The organism is Blautia sp. AF32-4BH (assembly GCF_003460565.1).
Classification (GTDB): domain Bacteria; phylum Bacillota; class Clostridia; order Lachnospirales; family Lachnospiraceae; genus Fusicatenibacter; species Fusicatenibacter saccharivorans.
In genome coordinates, this window is the sequence record NZ_QTVL01000002.1 from 326,820 (window position 1) to 349,440 (window position 22,621).

Below are 22,621 nucleotides of genomic sequence, written 5' to 3' on the forward strand. Positions count from 1 at the left end.
GCTCCCTCCTTTCTCGCAGCTATATCCAGACAGGTATGTCACTGCTTTTTCATTTCCATCAAAAGTTTTACCATGCAATAACCGATACACGGAAAATGTTTCCCGTATGGGCAGAAATCGCAATTCCCGGTTTTCTGCTCTTTTATATCTTTTTGTCCTTCTGGAAGCAAATAAAAGCATTCTTTTCTGATACATCCGCCTTTCTTTCCGCCCCACCAGTAACACCATTCGCAATCTTCCGGCTTATCATTTGCATACTGCGGGCTACCCATCTTTCCACTTATCCTTTCTGCTCATCCAGCACCTCCATTAAAAAAAGGCGCATACAGACTTCTCCTGCCTATATACGCCCTTCCCGATCATTCAGTTTTCTTATTTTTTCTTACGTTTCAGATACCAAAGGGAACTTCCTGTCCCCGCACCTGCCAGCAGCAACAGGAACATCCAGACAAGGGGGTGTCTGTCGTCTCCTGTCTTTGGAGTATCCGGGACTGGTTTTTCCGGTTTTTCCTCATTTGGTTTTTCCGGTGACGCTTCCTTCTTGTCTTTCATAACAACTTTCTGGATTTCTCCTGTATCTTCCACCGTAAATCTCACATCCTCTGCTACAAGATAGCCCTCTGGTGCCGCTTCCTCATGCAGTGTGTATTCACCGATTGGAAGTTTTTCCATATAATAAGCCTTCTCACCGGATGTCCAGCTTTTTACGGTTTTCCCATTCTTATCCAGGATAGTCAGCTTTGCTCCCGGAAGTTCTTTTCCAGTTGCAATGTCCTGTTTTGAAATCTCTACCTTTGTCACATCATCCTTCATTTCCTGTTTCTGCACTTTTGCTGTATTTTCAACAGTAAATGTAATGCTCTCAGCAGTGACATATCCATCTGCCGGTTTTGTCTCTGTCATGGTATAAGATTTCCCAACTGCCAGCCCTTTGATCACATGTGCTTCTTCTCCTGAAACCCACTCGTCTACCATGTTTCCATCTTTATCCTTCACACAAAGATGTGCCCCTGGAAGCTCTTTTCCTGTAGTAAGGTCCGTCTTTGTAAACTCCATTGTGGTCGGCTCATTCTCAAACGTAAATTCATAGCTGACCTCTTCCTGTCCGGCTCCTGCATATGTAAAAGTAAAATCCTGTTCTTCCTCTGTTGCCACAAATCCCTCTGGGGCAGAAAGTTCTTTTACATAATATCTTCCATCTACCGGCAAGTCTGCCCTGAATACGATCTGACCTTTTTCATCCGTTGTCTTCTGCTCGATCAGGCTCTCTGCTTCCATCAGCACATTGCCATCTTTATTTTTGATGTCATCTCTGGTATAAAGTCCGAAAACTGCTCCTGCAAGGACACGTTCCCCGTCTTTTTCTTTCTTGAGGATAGATACCTGAACCTTCTGGCGTCTGTTCTGCCACTCTTCCTGAAATGTAATTACCGGCGTATCCTGATCCCGATAACTTAAATCCACATATCTCGGTTCTTTATCCAGTACAAAACCATGTGCAGTTTCTACTTCTTTCACATAATATCTGCCTGCCGGGAGATTTTCCATCTGTGCAATCCCATTATCGCCTGTAACAATTTTTCCTACCAGTTCATCTGCTTTAAAGTAATCCTCGCTGACACCATCTGCCGCATGAATATCCTCTGCCGCATAAACCTCAAATGTTACTTTGCTTAAGTTTCCGGAAATATATTCAAAAAGATGTTCCACAGCTCCTTTTACCTGATCCAGAAGCGTAATTTTATCAAGAAACTCCCCTTTTTTGTTGACGATCAGAAGTCCCGTAGGCACTTTGTCTTTCATTTCCACTTTCTGAATTTGAGCAGTATCATCCACCGTAAAAGTTATTTCTTCAGCTTTCAGATACCCGTATGGTGCAAATTCTTCCCGAAGTATATAGTTTTCCCCCACAACAAGACGTTTGATACTGTGGGGTTTCCCTTTTTCCGAAGTCCACTCATCCACAATATTTCCATCTTTATCAATTACTTTCAGGCTTGCTCCATCCAGTTCTTCTCCTGTGGTAATATCTGATTTTGTAAACGCAAAGGCTGTCGGTTCATTTTTCTTTACTGCTTTTAAAGTAACTGTTGCAATCTCCTGTCCCTGATAAGAAGCATCAAACTCCAGAATTTCATCAGAAGTGACATACCCAACCGGAGATTCCAATTCTTTTACAAAATACTTTCCAAGCGGAAGATCCAGAGTACAACGTGCAAGACCTTTTTCATCAGAGGTCATTTCCTGCAGAAGTGTTCCTGCCTCCACGATTACCTTATCATCCGCCAGAATATCATTTTTGTTATAAATTCCGAAAACCGCCCCAGATAAGACCGCTTCATTTTCAGCATCCTGTTTTTCCACTGTAATTTCAACTTTCTGCCGTTCATTTTTAATGGTCACTTCCTGCTCAACTACCGGCGTATCCTGATCCACATAAACAAATGCAACTTCTGAAGGTTCTTTGTCCGTCACGAATCCGTCCGGGGCTGTTTTCTCCATTACATAATAAGAACCCAGCGGAAGATTATCCAAAGTTGCTTTTCCATCTTCCCCTGTTTTCATTACACCTACAAGAGAATCCTTTGCATAAACAAGGATACGGTTTCCATCGGAATCTTTCTGGAAATCCGGCGTAAAAATATCTTCTGCCGCATATACTTCAAATTCTACATCTGCAAGATATTTTTCTTCATACAGGAAATCCTTGTCATATCCAGCAAGCATCTCTCCTTTTTTATATACTGTGAGTTTTCCTTTTACCGGATGGTTTTCATAAGAAACTTCAATCACTGCATCGCCGCTGACTGCATCCATCTGGTAAGCAGTATTGGAATCCACTTTGATCTCCACAAAGTTTTCATTTATGGTATAACCGTCCGGGGCTGTCACTTCCTCAATACGGTAATTTCCAATTTTAAGATTCTGAGGAAGGATCAGGTAGCCCTGACTGTCAGTGAAATAGGATTTATGGATGGTTGTAACCGGATAAGTCGTTACCTGTTCCACATACTTTTTATGATCCATGTCATAAATTTTAAATTCTGCACCGGCAACCAGTACGGGCTTCTTCGTTTCATCGTCTTTTTTGATGATCTTCAGCTTTGCTGCAAATTCCTTATCCAGAAGCACTCTCCATACCTGCGGCTCGTCCGGATGGTTTTCATGGATCGTCACCGTAAAATCCTGAACCGGCGTATAATTATGTGGTGTGGTAGTCTCCCTCACAATATAAGTTCCATATGGAAGCGGAATGCTGCAGGCATAACCCTTTTCATCCGTAAACATTTCTGTTGCCCCATCTGCACCGATCACAACAGGTTCTGCCGAATCAAAGTCATAACTTCCATCCGGTTTCTCTTTCAGACTGCTTTTTAAGTAAGCCGTAAAGCCTGCTCCCTTTAACAGTGCTGCATCCGTATCCCCGTTATTCGCTGCTTTGATGATCTGGAACGGCTGCTTCATAACCTGTTCTTCCGATTCCACGTTACGCTCAACTGTTTTTACCGTGTCGCCTTCATAGCTGCAGTCCACTTCATACTCTGTTTCATCCAGAAGATAGCCTGCCGGGGGAGTGATCTCTTTCACAAAATACTTTCCTAGATACAATTCCCCAATCTCTGCCTTTCCCTCTTTGTCTACGTTAAATGCTGCCACCTGTGTTCCGGCTTTATGAAGGACACCGGTGCTTCCATCCGGATGCACAATATCCTCTCTTGCATACAAACCATAGACAGCACCTTCAAAAACAGCATCCCCCTGTGGTGTACTGCCAGTCTCTTTGTCTTTCTTTACCAGAGAAATCCGGGCATTTACACGTTCGTTTTCAAAAATATGGGTAAAGGAAATCGTTTCCTCCCTGTCATTGGTATAATCAAACCTGAATGTAAATACTTCTTCGCTGTTCCTATAATATTTTTCAGGTGCTTGAAGTTCTTTCACATAGTAGGAATGATTGATCGGCAGTTCTGACTGATATGCCCCATTTCCATCTGCCCCTGTTGTAACCTTTTCAATCAGCGTATCTTTTGGGACTACCGTTTTTCCAGATACATCCTGAATATCCTCCCCGGCATACAGACCATAAATTCCTCCGGAAAGCGGATTTTTCGTCAGACCATCCTGCTTTCTGACAGAAACATTTGCTCTTTGTCGTTCATTGACAAAGGAGACACTTCCAACTGCCACTTCTACATTTTGTCCTGAATAGCTTAATGTAACGGTTTTCGATTCTCCTTTACAGACAAAGTTTTCCGGTGCCTTTACTTCCGTAACCTCATATGTTCCAAGATGCAGGTTTTTCAGGACTGCACTGCCATCCTCCCCGGTTGTAAGGTTTTCTTTTACAAGTTCCCCTTTTTTATAAATAAGCGTACCGTCTGCCGCTTTTATATCTGCTCCAGCATAGACGTTGTAAACAGCACCTTTTTGTCTCTGCTTTGTATAAGTAAACACCACTCCGTTTTCCGTAACAGAAGCCCCTGTCAGCACCTCACCTTCTTTATAGACAGTAAGATCTGCAAGCTGCTCTTTATCTGTCACAACCTTATTTGTAGGCTTTCCAATCACCAGATTTATCCCATATGAAGTTCCATCCAGAACATAACCAGCCGGGACAGAAATCTCTTTTAAGTAAACGGTTTCCTGTGTCTTTTCAATCGTGATAGAGGATGCACCTTTTTCATCTGTTGCAGGCATTGCAGTGATCAGGTTTTTCCCTGCCTCATCCCTGTAGATTCCATAAACTGCCCCCTTTATCAGTGCATTGCTTCTACGGTCTTTCTTTACAATACTGACGGTTGCCATCTTTACCCATTCCACTTTAAAATCTACATATTTTTCATCATCCACACCTTCTCCAAATACCAGTGCCAGATCCTGTGTCCCCGAACCGGTTGTGATCTTATAAGCCGAATAGTCTTTTGTGATACTGCCCTTCATAGTTGCAGACCATGATCCTTTCACATCTTCTGCCTGTGTCAGCGGCGCACTCAGATAAAACTTCGTACCACCGGACACTTCCACGCTTTCTCCTTCCTTACTTGTCTTCCCGGTTGTCACATTGTGGAATTTCACACCTGACGGAAGTTTCATGGTGATCGTCTGCTGTGCATCTGCACGGAATGTAACCTCTTCTGTCCTCTGTCTGTTTCCCTCGATATACGCTTTCACATTTCCATTGGAAAAAGACATTTCTACATCTGGAATATCCGATTGCTTGACACAGTAATCATAAAGTTCCATAGCCAATGCCTTTCCTGTTGCATTGGCACCGGAAAAAGCATCACTGCTCCCATTTGCATAAGCCGCTGCAAGATGGGTAATGATAAATCTTTTTCCTGCTGAAAACTCCGGATATTTCTCTGCAAAGAAACCTTCATTTCCACTTGCTTTCGTTCCGTAATAACATACTTTTGCAAGCGTTTTTCCATCTTGCAGCCTTGTAATGGTATAAGTTCCATTTCCTGGTCCCGGTTTGGATGGCTGTACACAATATGCTGTTGCCTTGACATTCCCAAAGGAAACAGTATAATGACAGGTCAGATAACTTCCAAGACCATAATCTGCATAATGATACCATTCCCCTGCTGTTACCGTTACCTGTTGTGAGGCTTTTGCAGAAAACAGGTTTACACTTCTGGCAGTAAACTGAAGGCTCTCCCCCTCTTCTAACTCCAGAAGGTTGACTCCCTGCTCTACTGCCTGCAGCATGACAGATCCAAGAGACAGCCCTGTTTCTGAGTCTACTGTTTCCTGTGTTTCTGCTTCTTCCAGCTCCTGATCCAGCTCTTCCTCAGAATGAATCTCCGTTTCTGGTTCTGTGCTGTTTTCTTCCGGCAAGCCTGTTTCCATCTGGATATTTTCTGTCATCTCTGCATGATCTGGATCTGCATCCTCACTTTCTTCTTCCGCATCGCCAGAGTTTTCTCCTGATGCCGCTTCCGCACTTTCTTTTGTCTGTACTACAGCAGCCCCTTCTTTTACAATCAGTTTTCTGCTGATCTGATATTTTGGATGGTCTGTTTTCTGCGGCTCCACATAGTAAACTGCCGTATAAGTATCCTCATGGTCTGTAGTAAATGTTTCTCCCTGTTCATTGAACGCTTCTTCAAAAGTCACTTTTACCTTTTTTCTGTCTGCAATCTTAATGCCGGAAAAATCCGCTTTTACATCAAGGGAATACCCTACCCCGATTTCCAGGTCATGGGCAGTCACTACTTCATCCTCATCCAACTGATCCTTTACCTCTTCATAAAGAGGTGGTTTTTCCTTTGCTGCATCTCTTTCAGCCGCATAAATATTTACTGGCTGAAATACGGTAGAAATAAGTGTAACTGCCGTAAGAAAGCCAGATACAGCCCGCTTCATTCTTCCTTTCATCCTTAAACCTCTCTTTCATTTTTTTCGTTACTGTTTTTTCATGATTCCATGCTATGTTTTCACTGGCACCCTCTCCTCTCGCTCTTTTATAAATTTGTATCGTTTTATCCTTAAATGTCCCGATAACAGTACATAAATACAGCGGTAAGCTCACGTTTTTCAAAAGCATTACCGCCACATCTATCTATTGTTATTCCTAATATCTCCCGGTACCGGTTTTCCCTTTTCAATCCACCTTCTATATGGCTCGTACTCTTCAAAACGTGGACATTTTGTTAAAATCTGTATCTGTCCGCACCACCGCTGCATATGCTGGCAGACCTTAAATGCCTGTAATTCTCTCTTTGAATATCTTTTTGCAGCATCCGGCAACCAGCGTCCGTTTCTGTCCACAAATTTCTGTTTATCATAGATCATTACAAATGGCATATATCCCATCGCCCGTAGTGTATAAATCCGGTAAAGATCCTCCTCCATACTACTCCAGTAATTTGTCAGCACATATACCCTGCACTGATTTTTTATTTTCAGACCGGATTCTTTGAAGAAACGAAATTTTTCTTCTAACAGTTCCCGTGGATCATCCCATGCAAAATGATAATCCTTTACTCTTATTTTTCTTAATACCTCAATAATTTCTTCATTCAAAAACCGGACATCCATCCCACCGTTAAACTCCACCTCCGCACCGGATGCTGCTAACTGCTCCAAAAGCTCCATCCGTTCTTTGCAGGCAAGCAGGTTCTGATCGAGGAGAAGGATTTTTCTCTGGTTGTGCCAAAACTCTGCAAGATCTGCCGCTTTCCTGCTGATACATCCATCCTTTTTCGGTGTGATACAAAATCCATGATTCTTCCTGGGACATCCCCTGGTCAGGAATCCATATGCTGTGTCTTTTGTAAATTGAGGATACAAACTGTAATCCGGATAAATATGCTCAATCTGGTCTGGAAGTGTATTTTCCAGATCATAACCACTCCCTCCCCGGAAAATAATTCCGGCTTTTGGAAGTTCCGGCTCTTTTGTTTCCGTAAAAATCTTGCTCACGAACAGTACCTCATATTCCCCATCTTTTTTGGCAAACTCTACATTATTCCCTTTCGCCTTGTAATAAGCCGAAAGTTTCATCAATGGAAGATTTGGAAAATGGTAACTGTCACAATCAATAAGTCCTATCTTCATAGCGTCCCCCTTCCTTTTTATTTTTGCTGTATAACAGCACATATATATGGCGGTAACTGCTTCTTTTCAGACCAGCCACCGCCATATCAATCTACTGTTATTTTTAGGTTTGAGCGTTTTCCTGTGTTCTTCCCGGACACGTTCCTGCTCCGGTTCCTGATGTTTCCGCAGCGTCATGGTTTCCCACCACTGGCAAGGCACGCAAAATGCACACACAATGCTAGGTATCTATCCGGGCAGGGTATGAAATTTTCAAGGTTCAGGAAAGGTCAAAAGAAAACCCCTTCACTAACTGCATAGTGAAAGGGGTAAAATTAAACGGGGATATGAAATTTTTTGAAAATAATTTTTGAGAGATTGTGAAACTGCCTTTCTGATGCTATAATAAAAGCAACCGGAAAGGAGGCTGTTTTCATGTTAAAGATGATGATTTGTATGGACAATGAAAAGATAGCTGCTGAACAAAAATACCATTTGGAAAGCATTTATAATACACTCAATAACACATTCCATAACGCCGGGCTTCTCCGCATGGAAGATAACTCAGGGGCATTGGTGTACCGTGACTGCGGACGTGCAAAAGACTTCAGTCTGTTTGGGAAAATTGTAAACCTCCTGAAAAAACAGGCATGGTTTATGGACAATGTATCTGTCTGGCGGCTGTACGACAGCGATGATTCTGATAATCCAGACGATTTCAATGAAGAAGATCTGCTTACGCATTACCGGAAAAAACAGGCAATGGGGGCTTGATCTTTGGAAAGAAAATATTTTAAGGCATTGAATTTTGACTTAGATACGCACCAGTTACAGGAACACTACCCCGGAGCCAATTATCGGCAGGCTTATGATGATTTACGCCGTTTCTTTAAACGGCATCATTTTTCCCACAGGCAGGGTTCCGGGTACATATCTGATGAAAAATTAACAACGGCAGATATTTATGATTTGATGGATGATCTCAGCCAGCAACTCCCATGGATTGGACTTTGTGTCAATAAAATTGATGTAACAAATGTGGGCCGGCAGCATGATCTGACGGAACTTCTGAAACCATCTGAAGAAGTCACCCTGGATGATTCCTTATTGCTCATCCAGCCAAATGATACCGACACCAAATAAACCGAAAAGACAGGCAGAGCTATTTTTTGCTGGCTCTGCCTTTTCCCTTTTATACTTTTTCTAATATTTCCCTAAGTTTCTGCAGCACTGCTTTTTTTCTGTTTGTAATCGTTTTTCTACTGTATCCAAGCTGTGCCGCTGTTTCTTTTACTGTTTTTTCTTCATAGAACAACAAAAAAATCAAAAGCCGTTCTTCTTCTGACAAAGCCAGAACCCCCTGTCTCAGCCATTCTTTCTTTTCTTTTTCGATACAGGCTTCTTCCGGGCTATTATCCCATATGTTTATTCTTTCCTGTACAAGCTGCCCTATTGCCTCCAGACTGCATACACCATGTTTTTTCTGCTTTTCTATCTGGTATTTCTCTCTGCGTCTGGATTGATACCATTCCAGGTAAACCTCCTTTGTTACTTCCACCAAAAGACCATTGGAATAAAGCACATACCGTTCCCGTTCTTTTGGTTTTTTCCCACGCATCAGGCATTCCTCCCTTTTGCTGCCCCCTTCCTATCCAAGGAAGGGTATTCTCTAAGTATCCTCTGCCTTCCCCTGATCAGAAGCCACGACACTGCCGGAACTGTAATCCCCATCTCTTTTGCAACCTCTTTCATGGTTTTTCCTTCTACAGCATAAGCTTCCATAACCCTTCTCTGGCGTCCTGTCAGACAGCCCAATACCTTTCTGATCATTTCTCTTTGTATCACACAGTCAAAAACAGAATCCTCTGCATCAGCCAATTCCTGCCAGTCCTCCGCAGCGAAATGGTAGGATACGGTATGGTTCTGTTCCTTTGTTTCCAGATTCCGGAACAGACGGTCCTCCCCTTCCAATACCAGACGGATATACCATGCCTCTTTTTCAAAAAGCCTTGCAGACACGGTACAGACATAAGGTGGGAATCCATAACAATAATCCCCACACGGATGTACCGGGAAAACAGTCGCAGATCCATCCGCTTCATAAAGGGCATACCCATTGGGATAAACCGTGATTGCTGCTGTTTCATTGATTTTTCTTTCCATAATGCTCCTTTCATTATTTTTCAGATAATTTGCTGTTGGGATTCTCTGCTCCGGAACCGGGCAGCCAATGAGTTGTTTTAATTCCTGCAGTGTTACCATATCTACCATCCTTTTCCCGGATGGCTGGAACTGTACCGCACAGGCAGAAAAAAACAATTCCAGCTCACCCGTTTTTTTTAATGGGAGCCGGAATCTTCTTCTACAGCCTGTACGTCGTCCGTTCTCATGTATTTATTTTAGAAAAAAACAGCCCTGTTTTCCTCAACCGATAAGTGGAAAACAAATTATTTAAACACACAATACGCAGAAATTCCTTATCTTCTCTCTAATCCATCAATCAGCGTTTCCATTGTCTTGACTACAATCTCCTGTTCTTTTTCCTGCAGCTTCCATATTCTACGGCACACATTTTGTATCTGATGGCTTTCCTGCGGTGACTGTCCAACAGTATCTAATAAAGTATCTGCACCCATGCATAAAACTTCCACCAGCTTTCGGAACGTCTCCACAGACATTGCCATCTGTCCTCCTTCAATCCTGCTCACTGTGTTGGAATTGATTCCCGCCCGTTCTGCCAGTTCCTCCTGTGATAGTTTCAGTTCTATACGTCTGCTGCGGATACGTATTCCCAGTTCCATCAGTTCTCTGGATTTAACACGGTTTCCCAACACAATACCCTCCTGCAACATGTTCCAACTTTGCGACACTGTGACGCAAAGTTTATTTTATTTTCTTTGTTTTCTCTTGTTCTTGATGCATAATCCCTGTCATTTTCTCATCCGCCCTTTTTCCTGCAATGACCATTGGATATAGCACCAATCCTCCTAGTACCTGCACAACCAAAAATATTTTAAAAAAAATCATGTATTCTTTGTTCCTTTCTGTTTCTTCCTATATTCCCGTTCCTTTCTTCTCCACTCTTCACTTTTCCATGGTCCTGAAAAAAGGGTAGAAAGAAGAAAAATAATATCTACTGCCAGCATCAATGCTGCCACCACTAAAAATGCAATTTCAAATACAAGCATCTTCCATCCTCCTGAGATAAATTTCTCGAATCAAAAAAGCAACCAAATTCTCATTTAGCTGCCTTTTTTTAATCCCCTATTCTGTTTTATCCTTCCCGGTCAGAAAGGCTTCCGCCGTCAGCCGTGTTCCCAGTGCCATTCCCTGTATAAAACATTCCTCATTCTCCAGAGTTGCCAACAAACTGAAATACTCCTTGTAGTTTTCCAACAGGTCTGCCTGCTCTTTTGTAAGCTCTTTTTTCATATCACTTTCCAGTTCATCCAACAGGTGCATAGTATCTTTGTATTCCTGCTTCTTTGGACAGCACATTTCCCTGGGCATGATTCCGTCCCGGAATAACTGTTCCATTGTCCATCCCATCCTCATTCCTCCATTCCTGATTTTCTTATCCTGCATACCCACACAATACCTGCATATATTCCCCATATCAAATAGACAGCTGCTTCCGCCAGTTTCCACAGCATGACCATACTTCCGACAACACCTCCAATCAAAATTTGGAATACCAGAAATCCCAGTGTCCCTCCCAGATCGGTTCGTCCCGGTACAATCCATACCAGCATTTTCCCTATTCCAAAGGGAATCCCCATCAGCAGAACCAGCAACCGATAATCACATTTCCCCTGCTCCATACAGAACGGACGCAGTAGAAAAAACAGGAGTATTGCTGCCAATACCGGATATACCACTTTGCCAGCAAATTTATGTGCGGTCATTTTCATCCACCTCCATACAGGTCATGGTTGACCTCTGCGTGATAATAGTGATCCATTGTCATTACGGAATTATAAAGTGTGGTCAACAAATATGCTTTAATATTTCCGACCTTTGTTGTGTTGTTTTTCAGGCATTCCGTAACATATTCGATATGCGGATACCGAAGCTGCATAAAGCGGCTCTTTACAATCTCAGCCGGCCTGTCTGCTCCGGCGATCCGTACCATTTGCCCTTTCGGGAGCATCATGGCTTCTACCATCAGTTCTACCAGTTCATCAACCTCTTCCTTTGTTCCATATCCCCTGTGTTCAAAAGCTTCGTAAGAAATATTTTCACGGATCAATGTGCGGTAAGCATTCATCCTCTCTATCTCATCCATCGTCTCCTCTTTCGTTTTACCTGCAGCATAAGATGGATAAGATAGATAATCCTCAGTATCACTAATATCCGTCTTGCTAAAATCAGTATCACTATATTCAGTGTTATTATTATCAGTATTATTAGAGTATGATTTTGGAACTTCTGGAAGTTCGATTTTCATACTTCCTGAAGTTTGATTTTCACACTTCTTGAAGTTTGATTCTGGAACTTCTTGAAGTTTGATTTTCATACTTCTTGAAGTTTGGTTTTCACACTTCTTGAAGTTTGATTTTGGAACTTCTTGAAGTTTGATTCTGGAACTTCTTGAAGTTTGATTTTCATACTTCTGTGTATTTTCAAGGCTTTCCTGGCTTTTTTCTTCTGTTTCTACCGTTTCTTTCAGCATGAAATTCTTCACATAAATTACATTCGCTCTGCCAAGTCCCAGCCTTTTTTTCTCAATCAGACCAATCCCTTTTTCAGAATCAAGCTCTGCAAGGTTCTTGACTGCTTTCTGTCTTCCGCATCCCAGTAGTTCCATGATCTCCTCTATGGTAAAAATAATATATACCCTGTCCTTTTCATCAAACCATCTGTTTTTAATACTGAGGCTCATACGATCCAGCATCAGACCGTATAATACCTTTGCTTCACAGGACAGTTCTTTAAAGCACTCTGCCGTAAACAGGACTTTGGGAACACGGTAAAAACTATACTGTTCCGCTTCCATGCCCCGAAAATACTCAAACTGTATCTTTTCCATTTACCGGTTCCTCCTCTCCCATTTCTTTTTTCCACTGCTCCAACAGCCTGTAGATCACTTCTTCCATCTCTGTTTTTGTGTATGAAGGTGGAAAATAATCACGAACCTTCTTTGCCGGGATTGTAACGCCCTGGCTGCCCTTTTCTTTTCTGATAAGGACTGCAAACACTCTTCCTTCTGTCAGCTCTCCGCTCTCCTGCATGGTCTTTATCTGCTCTGCCTGTGCCTTTGACGGGTATACACCGCAATCCGCAACCGCACCTGCTACCCAACCTTGTGCTTCCTTTGTCAGATAAGACAGCTTCTCCCCTGCCATCATGGGTATTTTCCCGCTATCTACTGCATCCAGAAGTTCTTTTACAAGTTCCGCCAGACGGATATACCTCTGTACGGTTCTTCCGCTGTCACCAGCAGTTTCCCCCACAAGGACTGCCGTATTTTTTCCTTTGCTTCCCTGGTGTTTCAATGCTTCATACTTCATTTTATAAGCATAGGCTTTTTCACTGGGCAGTATATCTTCCCTCTGGATGTTCGTATCCACCATGATTACTGTGGCTGTATCATCATCCATTTCCCGGATGATCACTGGCATTTCAGAAAGACCTGCCAGCTCACAGGCCCTCCATCTACGATGTCCGGCTATTACTTCATATCCTCCTGCCGGATATGGACGGACAATTCCCGGCATCAACACCCCATATTGTTTAATACTTTCTACCGTCTCCTGCATTTTTTCATCATCCGCAACACGAAACGGATGGTCTTTAAAAGTATGTAACTGGGAGAGGGGAACGGTTGTCACCCTTTCCCCTGAATCTAAAGAAGCTGTGCCAAACAGATCATCAAAAGAAGTCAGCTTTACTTTCTCTGCACTTTTATTCATTGTCCAGTACCTCCTCCGTCAGATAACGGTATCCCTCTGCTACGATTCCTTTCGGATCATGACGGTAAATGCTCTTTCCCTCTGCAGGTGTTTCTGCGGCTCTGATAGACATGGGGATGCAGTTCGTAAAAATATGTATCTGGTTTCCATAAACCTCCCATATCTTCCGGGCAATATCCCTTGCAAAATTTGTACGGCGGTCTACCTTTGTAAATAAGATTCCCATAATGGAAAGCTCTGGATTCAGTTTCCTGCGTACTCTTCCTATGGTTTTAATAAGCTGCTGAAGCCCTTTGACCGGAAGATATGTTGCTTCAACGGGTATCAGAACACTGTCTGCCGCTACAAGGGCATTAATCGTTATCATACCAAGGGATGGCATACAGTCGATCAGGATATAATCGTAATCCTTTTTCTGGGCGGCAAGATACTGGCGTAATACCATTTCCCGACTCATTACATTCACCAGGGCAGTTTCCACCCCTGCCAATTCAATATTTGCAGGGATAAAATCAATCCCTTCTTCATGCCGGATCATTCCCTCCTGTGGTTCCAGCTCTTCGTCATTGATTACTTTTTCCATGATATTTGCAAGTGTGACCTCCAGTTCATCCGGCTCCTGTACTCCCAGGCTTGCAGCCATGCTTCCCTGTGCATCTGCTTCGATTAATAGCACTCTCTTTCCTGCTCTTGCCAGTCCAATCCCTAAATTTACACATGTGGTGGTTTTTCCCACTCCGCCTTTCTGGTTTGCGATTGCGATAACTCTGCACATATTACTTTCCTCCGTCTTTTATTTCTCTTCTTTTTCTATTTCCGCATAAACACGGACATATTGATCTGTTCCCTTGTTTTTAAACGGCTTCGACACATCCTTCACTTTAATCTCCCCGTGCCGTTCCATGAGTCCCTTGAACCAGCGAATATCCTTTAAGGTTCCCTGCATCCTAATTTTCAACATAACTATCCTCCCAATCCACATAAAAGCAATACTCCGGATAGCGTATTTTGACCGCTTCCCAAAAATACCGAGCGTAACCACAGCAGAATAATTCCTCTACCGTATAAAGACTGCACTCCTGTAATTGTCCTTCCAGATCAGAATCTTCAAAATTATAAATACTGGGTGTTCCGTTGCAGTAAAGATTAAATGCCATCCGGATAATTTTTACACTGCCGCTGGTCTGCCAGCCTTCCTGCAGACACTCTGGTTTCACACATCCTGTCTGAAAATCATAAATCTGCTTCACATGATCTCTGGTGTCACGGTCAATTCCAAGGCAATAGACCAATGCTTTATGGTACACATCCTGATACCGGCATTTTGACAGGTACTTTTGATAAAATTTTTCATGTTCCTTGTTCTTGAAAGTAATTGTGCAAGTTGTTTTCTGATTTGCTCTTACCGCTGTGCTTCTCATGTTTCATTCCTCCTGATTTTTAATTTTTAAAAGAACATTCATTCACAAATGTTCAAATATAAAAAATAAGGACACCCGTATTTAACAGGTATCCCTATAATCTATCATTTATCTGATAGCCAAATATTCACTTTCATATCTCAGGATTTTTTGTGTTCCCCGTACCGAGGTCTAAGGCTACAATCACCGTTACTTTATTTACAAGTACCTTTTCCTTATGATTTTCACCAATTTCATTGAAACTGAAAAACTCCACAAAGTGCGTAAATTCAAGGATTTCTACATATCTTTGCGATGTAGTCCCACCACAGTCTCCACATGCACCGTTCCCGGAAACATATCAACACAGCAGACCTTTTCTACACGGTATCCATATTTTGCAAACTCTACCAGATCCCGCGCAAGAGAAGTCGGCTTGCAGGAGATGTAAAGCATTTTTTCACACCTATATAAATCAACTATCTTCGGCAGAGCCTTCGGATGGATTCCTTCGCGCGGTGGATCAAGAACGATGAAGTCCGGTTTTTCTTCGATTTCATCGATCACCTTCAGCACGTCTCCGGCGAGGAAACTGCAGTTGGTAAGGCCGTTTGCCTCTGCGTTCTCTTTTGCAGCTGTAACAGCTTCTTCCACGATTTCCACGCCGATCACTTCTTTTGCGACCGGTGCAAGGATCTGGGCGATGGTTCCGGTTCCGCTGTAGAGGTCGAAGATCGTGCGGTCTTTCGTCTCGCCGACGAACTCGCGGGCGGTGCTGTAGAGAACTTCCGCGCCAAGGGAATTGGTCTGGAAGAAGGAGAACGGGGTGATCTTGAATTTCAGTCCGAGGAGTTCTTCATAGAAGTAGTCCTGTCCGTAGAGCACTTTTGTCTCATCGCTCTTTACAATATCTGCCAGGGAATCATTTATGATATGGAGGAATCCGACAACCTTTCCTTCCAGCGGCAGACCAAGCACTTCCTGCACGAGCGGCATCAGATCCCACTCTTCCTGGCTTGTGGTGACGAGATTTACCAGGATTTCTCCGGTATTCTCGGCTCTTCGCACCAGCAGGTGGCGCAGGTAACCCTCGTGGCTTATCTTGTGGTAGTAACTTGCGTTCCGCTCTTTAAAGTACGCCAGCACGCAGGTCAGAATCTTTGTGAAATCCTCATGCACGATTTTGCAGTCGCACGCGGTCAGGACATCGTAGGTGCTTCCCTTTTTATGAAGTCCGAGAGACAACGGGCCGTCCTTGTATTCATCGCCGAAGGAAAACTCCATTTTATTCCGGTATGCAAACTCCTTCGGACTTCCCTTGATTCCAAGGAACGGATAATCGGCCTCCCCCGCCTCATTGACCTGGCCGGCCTCCACGAGGGCATCGTCGAGCAGTTTTTTCACCTGACCGGCCTTCATTGCAAGCTGATCCTCATAACTCATCGTCTGGTACATGCATCCGCCGCAGGACGGGAAAATACTGCAGACCGGATCGCGCTTTTCCATCGGGGATTTTTCTGTTACTTCGAGCAGGCGGCCCTCCATGCGGTTCTTTCTTTTTTTGTTGATCTGAAAGCGGATCTTCTGTCCCGGAATTGCATTTTTCACGGTAACCGTCTCGCCCTCCACATGTACACGTCCTTTATTCGGGAAATCGATTCTTTCCACGACTCCCTCGTAAATTTCTCCTTTTTTCATTCTCTTCTCCTTCTATGTCAAACTGATTTCCGGACAGAAAAACTCCGGTACCACGTTCCGGCACCGGAGTTTCTTTTTTCCATCCTACTTATCTTCGTCTTCATCCTCGAAGTAATCGTCGAAATCGTCATCGAAATCATCTTCGAAGTCTTCCAGATAATCCGGAGTTACAAACCGGTATACTGCGTATGCGATTCCTGCAACTGCCGCTACCGCTCCGACAATGGCAAGAACCCATAAAATCACGTTTTTCGGTTTTTCGTTCTCACGTTCTCTCTGTTTTAAAAGCTCTAATACTTCATCAATCTTATTCATACTGTCCACCAACCTTTGCTTTAGATTAGAAACTTAACTTAACGATAGTATACCATACGAGCCGCAATTTTACCACAATTTCCGCTCTTTTTTATAAATCTTTTCGTTTCAACTCACAATCGGTATTTTCACGGAGTCTGACATGTCGAGAATAGTTCGACTGTGACTTTCCTCATGTCAGTGGAGGATACCGATTTCTCTCCGCCTACCACTGCCGTTATGTTTCTTTTAACAATTCATCCCACCGCTTTAGAAGCGGGGGACTTCTTGTCTACTGGTGTTAAAATTCAGAATCCGCCGGCAGTTCCCGCAGAATCTTGTGGAACTGACCGCCGCAGCGCTCCATTTCTCCTAACACCTGGTCGATCCATTCACCCTTTGTATGCCAGTTTTCTCTGGTGAACTCAATATCCGAAGGACAGACAAAAAACTCTGTCTCCGGGTAGACAAGCTGGTAATACAGAATACACCGTCTCGCATGGAGATTCCGGCAGCAGAGGATCGCTTTTTTTACCTTGATGCCCGCCGCATCTGTCACTTCCCGTGACCGCAGTGCATTTTCATACGTATACGTCGCCTGGTCTTCGCGCAGAATCGCTTTCTCCGGCACGCCGTTTTTCTGCAGTACCGTCCGCAGAAACTCCCACTCGGTTTCATAGTTCCCGCCGTACTGCTCCGCAAGATCCTGTACACCGGCGAAATGCCCGAGCACAGTACTGTATCTTCCCGACGGAAGCACATACGGCGCAAATCCTTCTTTCCAGAGTTCTGCCGCGTGCGCCGCCATCTGCGGATATCCGTTTCCCGGCACAAAAATCACATCGGCTTTCTGCGGCTCATCCTTCACGAAAATATAGTCCGTAAAGTAGTTTAAAAACTTCTCATACATGAAATGTTACCACTCTTTAAAGCCCATGAGGCACTCTACGACATATGCCATATCCTGTTCAGACAGGCTGTAGAACATCGGCAGACGCATCAGGCGCTCGCTCTCTTTTGTTGTGTATTTGTCCTCTCCGTGGAAAACACCGAACTTCTGTCCGGCCGGGGAGGTATGGAGCGGAACGTAATGGAAGACACACATCACACCGCGCTCTTTCATATAGTTGATCAGTTTTGTACGCACTTCCAGATTTCTTGCCTTGATGAAGTACATATGTGCATTATGTACACAGCCTTCCGGCACAACCGGCTGCTCGATCTTTCCAGCCTCAGCCAGCGGACGGAGCTGCTCATGGTAATAGTTGTAGATGGCCATCCGCTTTCTGTCGATTTTCTCATGTTCCTCGAGTTCTGCAAGCAGGTAAGCCGCATTCATATCACTCGGCAGATAGGAGGAACCGTAGTCGATCCAGGTATATTTGTCGATCTGTCCGCGGAAAAACTTGCTGCGGTTCGTTCCCTTTTCACGAAGGATCTCTGCTTTTTCCAGATAATTCTCATCCTGGAACAGCAGCGCGCCGCCCTCTCCCATCGTATAGTTTTTCGTCTCATGGAAGCTGTAGCAGCCAAAATCGCCGATCGTTCCAAGGGCTTTTCCCTTGTAGTACGCGCTCACGCCCTGTGCCGCATCCTCTACAACCTTCAGGTTATGGCGTTTTGCAATATCCATGATGGTATCCATTTCACAGGCAACGCCCGCATAGTGAACCGGAACAATCGCTTTTGTTTTTTCGGTGATAGCATCCTCAATCTTGGTCTCGTCGATGTTCATCGTATCCGGACGGATATCCACGTAGACGATTTTTGCTCCGCGCAGAACGAAGGCATCTGCAGTGGAAACAAACGTGTAGGACGGCATGATCACTTCGTCGCCCGGCTGAATCTCAGACAGGTAAGCTGCCATTTCCAGTGCATGGGTGCAGGATGTCGTAAGCATCGCATGTTTTACGTTGAAATTGTCCTGCATCCAGGCAGAACATTTCTTCGTAAAAGGACCGTCGCCGCACAGCTTGTTGTTTTCCTCTGCCGCCTGGCGGATGTATTCCAGTTCTGTTCCAATAAAAGGTGGTTTATTAAACTCTATCATTGTTTTTTCCTTATCTTTCTTCTATCCATTACTGTTTTATTTACTTTCAGAGCCCAAAACAAGCTCTTAGGTAGTCTTATTTTCTCACAAATCCCTGTGGATTTCAAGACACGATTTTGACATGACAGCCATATCATCATACTGTCCATAAAGCCAAAAGAACCCTTGATTTCTCAAGGGTTCCATAAGTAGCGAGAGGGGGATTCGAACCCTCGACACCGCGGGTATGAACCGCGTGCTCTAGCCAACTGAGCTATCTCGCCATATTCATTTTCAACACCGTTTTTCATAAAATATGGGGCCTATAGGGCTCGAACCTATGACCCTCTGCTTGTAAGGCAGATGCTCTCCCAGCTGAGCTAAGACCCCACATCAGTGTTTTATCTGTTGGCTTTTTATCTGTATCACCAACCGACTTCGTTAGTATAGCATTCCACCCGCCAAATGTCAACACTAATTTTCAAATTTTTTCGATTTTTTCAACTTTTTCTCCCGCCACTCTTTCAGGTACTGCTCCTGTTCCAGATCTTCCCGTTCTTTCTCCCATCCTGCCGCCCGGCAGAGCGTCCATGCAAGCAGAAGAAATACGGCAAAAATCCCCGCCAGACAAACGATTCCCATCTTTTCCGACCGCCTTTCCTGTTCTGATTCTGCTAAAAAGCAAAGGATCTCCTTACTATTGTATCCGGAACGGCGGCGCTTTATTCCCTTTTCTGAATAAAAAGACAAAGCCGCCAGATTTCCCTTTCACCGGGATTCTGGCGGCTCCATTTTACTCAAAATTAAAATTCACATTCACGTTACGCTTCGTCAATCGCTTTTCCAATATCATGGCGGTAATATTTATTGTCAAAGTCAACCCATTCAACAGCCTTATATGCATTCGCACGTGCCTCTTTCAGGGTATCGCCAAGTGCTGTCACGCCGAGTACACGGCCTCCGTTCGTCACGATCTCGCCGTCCTTGAACTTCGTTCCGGCGTGGAAGCAGTAGTAGCCCTCATGCTCTTTGAACGTCTCGAGTCCGCGGATCGGGAATCCTTTTTCGTAGGAAACCGGATAACCGTTCGAAGCCAGTACGATGCAGACACACGCATTATCTGCAAACTGCAGGTCGATCTGGTCGAGAGTTCCGTCGATGCAGGCTTCAAATACATCAATGATGTCTGTCTTCATACGAGGAAGCACAACCTGTGCCTCCGGATCGCCGAAGCGGGCATTGTACTCGAGCACCTTCGGTCCGTCCGGTGTCAGCATCAGTCCGAAGAAGATAACTCCCTTAAACGGTCTTCCCTCGGCTGCCATCGCATCTACGGTCGGCTGATAGATATATTTCTTACAGAACTTATCCACTTCTTCGGTATAAAACGGACTCGGGGAGAAGTTGCCCATACCGCCGGTGTTCAGGCCGGTGTCGCCGTCTCCTGCTCTCTTGTGATCCTGTGCGGAACTCATCGTCTTGATCGTCTTTCCATCCACAAAGGAGAGAACGGAAACCTCACGCCCCGTCATAAACTCCTCGATGACCATCTCGTTTCCGGCACTGCCGAATTTCTTGTCGAGCATGATCGTCTTGACGCCCTCTTTTGCTTCCTCTAAGGTGTTGCAGATCAGAACGCCTTTTCCAAGCGCCAGACCGTCGGCTTTCAGTACGATCGGGAATTTTGCGGTTTCCAGATACTTCTCTGCCGCCTCCGGATCGGAGAATGTCTCGTATGCCGCCGTCGGGATATGGTATTTTTTCATCAGGTCTTTGGAGAACGCTTTCGATCCTTCCAGTATTGCCGCATTCTTTCTTGGTCCGAATACGCGCAGTCCCTCTGCCTCAAACGCATCGACAACACCGCCGACCAGCGGATCATCCATGCCGATGACGGTCAGGTCAATCTCTTTTTCTTTCGCAAAAGCAACGAGCTTGTCAAACTCCATCGCTGCAATATCGACACACTCTGCGTACTCCGCAATTCCTGCGTTTCCAGGAGCGCAGTAAATCTTGTCTACCTTCGGGCTCTGTGCCACCTTCCAGGCAATCGCATGCTCTCTTCCGCCGCTTCCTACAATCAGTACTTTCATCGCTCTTACTCCTTTATCTTTACGTGTCCGTCTTCTACCGTTACCTTTCCATTTGCAATCAGATCAATCGCACGCGGCATGATGACCCACTCGGCCTCTTCCATGACGCGCTGCTGCAGTGCCTTCGGTGTATCGCCCTCGTGCACTTCGACTGCCTTCTGCAGAATAATCGGGCCGGTGTCTGTTCCGCCGTCCACAAAATGAACCGTCGCTCCCGTCACTTTGACGCCGCGGGATAATACGCCCTCGTGCACTTTCAGTCCGTAATAGCCCGTTCCGCAGAACGACGGAATGAGGGACGGATGAATGTTGATGATCTTATTCGGATAAGCATCCACAATGCTCTGCGGGATCACAACCAGGCATCCTGCGAGCACAACGAGATCGACGTTGTACGACTGCAGTTTCGCCAGCAGTGCCTCGTTGAATGCTTCTCTCGATGCAAAGGTCTTCGGGGAAAGGCATACCGCATCAATCTCCTTCTTTTTCGCACGCTCCAGCGCATACGCTCCTGCATTGTTGCTGATGACAACGGAAACCTCCGCGTTTGTGATGGTTCCCTCGTCAATCGCATCCAGAATCGCCTGCAGGTTCGTGCCGCCGCCGGAGACGAGAACTGCTAATCTTAGCATAACTGTACTCCTTTTTCTCCGTTTTCAATGTGGCCGATCACATATGGCGTATCTCCTGTGGAACGGATGGCTTTCATCGCTGCGTCTACATCTTCCGGATCAACAGCCAGTACCATACCGATACCCATGTTGAAGGTGTTGTACATCATCTGCTCGTCGATATTGCCTTTCTTTGCCATCAGATCAAAGATCGGCGGTACGGTGTAGCTGTCTTTCTGTACAACGGCTACGGTGTTGTCTTTGAGCATACGCGGAATATTCTCGTAGAAGCCGCCTCCGGTGATGTGGCTGCATGCTTTTACGGTTACACCGGCATCTTTGATGGCGCGGAGTGCTTTTACGTAGATACGGGTCGGTGCAAGCAGGGTCTCGCCGAGGGTTGCGCCGAGCTCATCATAGTATGTATTTAAAGAATCTTTTGTCATATCGAAAACTTTGCGGACAAGAGAAAATCCGTTGCTGTGAACGCCGGTGGAAGCCATGCCGATCAGTACGTCTCCGGCTGCCAGATTTTCACCGGTAATCATGTCTTTCTTGTCACATACGCCGACAGCAAAACCTGCCAGATCGTACTCATCCTCCGGCATCAGGCCCGGATGCTCTGCGGTCTCACCGCCGATCAGTGCCGCATCGGACTGCAGACAGCCTTCTGCAACGCCTTTTACGATCGAAGCTATCTTCTCCGGATAGTTCTTTCCGCATGCGATGTAGTCGAGGAAGAACAGCGGTTCTCCGCCGGCACATGCGATATCGTTCACACACATGGCAACGGCATCAATGCCGATGGTGTCGTGTTTATCAAGAATCATGGCGAGCTTCACCTTGGTTCCGCATCCGTCTGTACCGGAAAGCAGCACCGGCTCTTCCATTTCTTTGATTTTTGCCAGGGAAAAAGCGCCTGAAAAACCGCCAAGGCCGCCTAATACCTCCGGGCGCATGGTTTTCTTTACATGCTCTTTCATTAATTCTACTGATTTGTATCCAGCTTCAATATCTACTCCTGCGTTCTTGTAATCCATGG

At 44.9% G+C, this 22,621-nt stretch carries 24 protein-coding genes and 2 tRNA genes; 2 read left to right on the plus strand and 24 right to left on the minus strand.

The annotated features are described in order from the left end of the window. Positions 1 to 372: 372 nt before the first annotated feature. Together DWZ44_RS04315 and DWZ44_RS04320 are read right to left on the minus strand one after the other, a co-directional pair. The gene (locus DWZ44_RS04315; RefSeq protein ID WP_117804299.1) at positions 373 to 6,381 is read right to left on the minus strand and encodes a SpaA isopeptide-forming pilin-related protein; all 6,009 of its coding nucleotides are present in this window, start codon (positions 6,379 to 6,381) and stop codon (positions 373 to 375) included. Positions 6,382 to 6,561: 180 nt separating this feature from the next. Beyond that, positions 6,562 to 7,563 carry a radical SAM protein gene (locus DWZ44_RS04320; protein ID WP_117804300.1) on the minus strand — a complete coding sequence of 334 codons (1,002 nt, stop codon included), beginning with the start codon at positions 7,561 to 7,563 and terminating at the stop codon, positions 6,562 to 6,564. Between the two features lie 414 nt (positions 7,564 to 7,977). Here DWZ44_RS04320 and DWZ44_RS04325 point away from each other — a divergent pair, with 414 nt between their 5' ends. Beyond that, positions 7,978 to 8,316, plus strand: a complete 339-nt coding sequence (locus DWZ44_RS04325) for a hypothetical protein (RefSeq protein ID WP_117804301.1) — start codon at positions 7,978 to 7,980, stop codon at positions 8,314 to 8,316. 3 nt (positions 8,317 to 8,319) lie between these two features. Continuing rightward, a complete protein-coding gene (vapD, locus tag DWZ44_RS04330) occupies positions 8,320 to 8,685 on the plus strand; it encodes a VapD family protein (protein ID WP_117804302.1) in 366 nt (121 codons plus the stop codon). A gap of 49 nt (positions 8,686 to 8,734) precedes the next feature. Here vapD and DWZ44_RS04335 read toward each other — a convergent pair whose 3' ends face one another. From DWZ44_RS04335 to purM, 22 genes are all read right to left on the minus strand, one after another. Next, positions 8,735 to 9,160, minus strand: coding sequence for a sigma-70 family RNA polymerase sigma factor (locus tag DWZ44_RS04335; RefSeq protein WP_117804303.1), 426 nt, complete (start codon positions 9,158 to 9,160; stop codon positions 8,735 to 8,737). Next, on the minus strand, positions 9,160 to 9,804 hold the full coding sequence (locus DWZ44_RS04340; protein ID WP_158565826.1) for a sigma-70 family RNA polymerase sigma factor: 645 nt from the start codon (positions 9,802 to 9,804) through the stop codon (positions 9,160 to 9,162). The genes DWZ44_RS04335 and DWZ44_RS04340 overlap by 1 nt, the downstream gene beginning before the upstream one ends. A 215-nt stretch (positions 9,805 to 10,019) precedes the next feature. Continuing rightward, entirely contained in the window at positions 10,020 to 10,373 is a 354-nt protein-coding gene (locus tag DWZ44_RS04345; protein WP_181988433.1) for a helix-turn-helix domain-containing protein, read from the minus strand. Positions 10,374 to 10,425: 52 nt separating this feature from the next. Next, positions 10,426 to 10,569, minus strand: coding sequence for a hypothetical protein (locus tag DWZ44_RS18130; RefSeq protein ID WP_158565827.1), 144 nt, complete (start codon positions 10,567 to 10,569; stop codon positions 10,426 to 10,428). Next, on the minus strand, positions 10,566 to 10,730 hold the full coding sequence (locus tag DWZ44_RS18135; RefSeq protein WP_158565828.1) for a hypothetical protein: 165 nt from the start codon (positions 10,728 to 10,730) through the stop codon (positions 10,566 to 10,568). The genes DWZ44_RS18130 and DWZ44_RS18135 overlap by 4 nt, the downstream gene beginning before the upstream one ends. A gap of 76 nt (positions 10,731 to 10,806) precedes the next feature. Then, a complete protein-coding gene (locus DWZ44_RS04350) occupies positions 10,807 to 11,091 on the minus strand; it encodes a DUF6809 family protein (RefSeq protein WP_117804306.1) in 285 nt (94 codons plus the stop codon). Positions 11,092 to 11,093: 2 nt separating this feature from the next. After that, entirely contained in the window at positions 11,094 to 11,447 is a 354-nt protein-coding gene (locus DWZ44_RS04355) for a DUF6050 family protein (RefSeq protein ID WP_117804307.1), read from the minus strand. Positions 11,448 to 11,449: 2 nt separating this feature from the next. Next, positions 11,450 to 12,571, minus strand: a complete 1,122-nt coding sequence (locus DWZ44_RS04360) for a DUF6017 domain-containing protein (RefSeq protein ID WP_117804308.1) — start codon at positions 12,569 to 12,571, stop codon at positions 11,450 to 11,452. Next, positions 12,552 to 13,454 carry a ParB/RepB/Spo0J family partition protein gene (locus DWZ44_RS04365; RefSeq protein ID WP_117804309.1) on the minus strand — a complete coding sequence of 301 codons (903 nt, stop codon included), beginning with the start codon at positions 13,452 to 13,454 and terminating at the stop codon, positions 12,552 to 12,554. The genes DWZ44_RS04360 and DWZ44_RS04365 overlap by 20 nt, the downstream gene beginning before the upstream one ends. Beyond that, a complete protein-coding gene (locus tag DWZ44_RS04370) occupies positions 13,447 to 14,229 on the minus strand; it encodes a ParA family protein (RefSeq protein ID WP_117804310.1) in 783 nt (260 codons plus the stop codon). Before DWZ44_RS04370 ends, DWZ44_RS04365 begins: the two co-directional genes overlap by 8 nt. Positions 14,230 to 14,247: 18 nt before the next feature. Beyond that, the gene (locus tag DWZ44_RS18380) at positions 14,248 to 14,415 is read right to left on the minus strand and encodes a hypothetical protein (protein WP_181988432.1); all 168 of its coding nucleotides are present in this window, start codon (positions 14,413 to 14,415) and stop codon (positions 14,248 to 14,250) included. Beyond that, the gene (locus DWZ44_RS04375; RefSeq protein ID WP_117804311.1) at positions 14,402 to 14,875 is read right to left on the minus strand and encodes a DUF6075 family protein; all 474 of its coding nucleotides are present in this window, start codon (positions 14,873 to 14,875) and stop codon (positions 14,402 to 14,404) included. Before DWZ44_RS04375 ends, DWZ44_RS18380 begins: the two co-directional genes overlap by 14 nt. A 279-nt stretch (positions 14,876 to 15,154) precedes the next feature. Continuing rightward, the gene (gene rlmD, locus DWZ44_RS04380) at positions 15,155 to 16,552 is read right to left on the minus strand and encodes a 23S rRNA (uracil(1939)-C(5))-methyltransferase RlmD (RefSeq protein ID WP_117804312.1); all 1,398 of its coding nucleotides are present in this window, start codon (positions 16,550 to 16,552) and stop codon (positions 15,155 to 15,157) included. A gap of 84 nt (positions 16,553 to 16,636) precedes the next feature. Beyond that, complete coding sequence (locus tag DWZ44_RS04385) at positions 16,637 to 16,867, minus strand: hypothetical protein (RefSeq protein WP_055221244.1); 231 nt, start codon at positions 16,865 to 16,867, stop codon at positions 16,637 to 16,639. A gap of 280 nt (positions 16,868 to 17,147) precedes the next feature. Then, positions 17,148 to 17,756 (minus strand): YdcF family protein, encoded by a 609-nt coding sequence (locus DWZ44_RS04390; protein WP_117804313.1) that lies wholly within the window; start codon positions 17,754 to 17,756, stop codon positions 17,148 to 17,150. A 6-nt stretch (positions 17,757 to 17,762) separates the two neighbouring features. Then, entirely contained in the window at positions 17,763 to 18,896 is a 1,134-nt protein-coding gene (rffA, locus tag DWZ44_RS04395; protein WP_117804314.1) for a dTDP-4-amino-4,6-dideoxygalactose transaminase, read from the minus strand. 189 nt (positions 18,897 to 19,085) lie between these two features. Further along, positions 19,086 to 19,159 (minus strand) — tRNA-Met (locus DWZ44_RS04400). Between the two features lie 33 nt (positions 19,160 to 19,192). Then, a tRNA-Val gene (locus DWZ44_RS04405) sits at positions 19,193 to 19,265 on the minus strand. Between the two features lie 84 nt (positions 19,266 to 19,349). Continuing rightward, positions 19,350 to 19,517, minus strand: a complete 168-nt coding sequence (locus tag DWZ44_RS18140) for a hypothetical protein (protein ID WP_158554991.1) — start codon at positions 19,515 to 19,517, stop codon at positions 19,350 to 19,352. A gap of 179 nt (positions 19,518 to 19,696) precedes the next feature. Beyond that, positions 19,697 to 20,968: a phosphoribosylamine--glycine ligase gene (gene purD, locus DWZ44_RS04415; RefSeq protein ID WP_117509727.1), complete on the minus strand. Its 1,272-nt coding sequence runs from the start codon at positions 20,966 to 20,968 to the stop codon at positions 19,697 to 19,699. 5 nt (positions 20,969 to 20,973) lie between these two features. Continuing rightward, positions 20,974 to 21,600 (minus strand): phosphoribosylglycinamide formyltransferase, encoded by a 627-nt coding sequence (gene purN, locus DWZ44_RS04420; RefSeq protein ID WP_022462015.1) that lies wholly within the window; start codon positions 21,598 to 21,600, stop codon positions 20,974 to 20,976. Next, positions 21,594 to 22,619: a phosphoribosylformylglycinamidine cyclo-ligase gene (gene purM / locus DWZ44_RS04425; protein ID WP_055221253.1), complete on the minus strand. Its 1,026-nt coding sequence runs from the start codon at positions 22,617 to 22,619 to the stop codon at positions 21,594 to 21,596. The genes purN and purM overlap by 7 nt, the downstream gene beginning before the upstream one ends. Positions 22,620 to 22,621 lie beyond the last annotated feature (2 nt).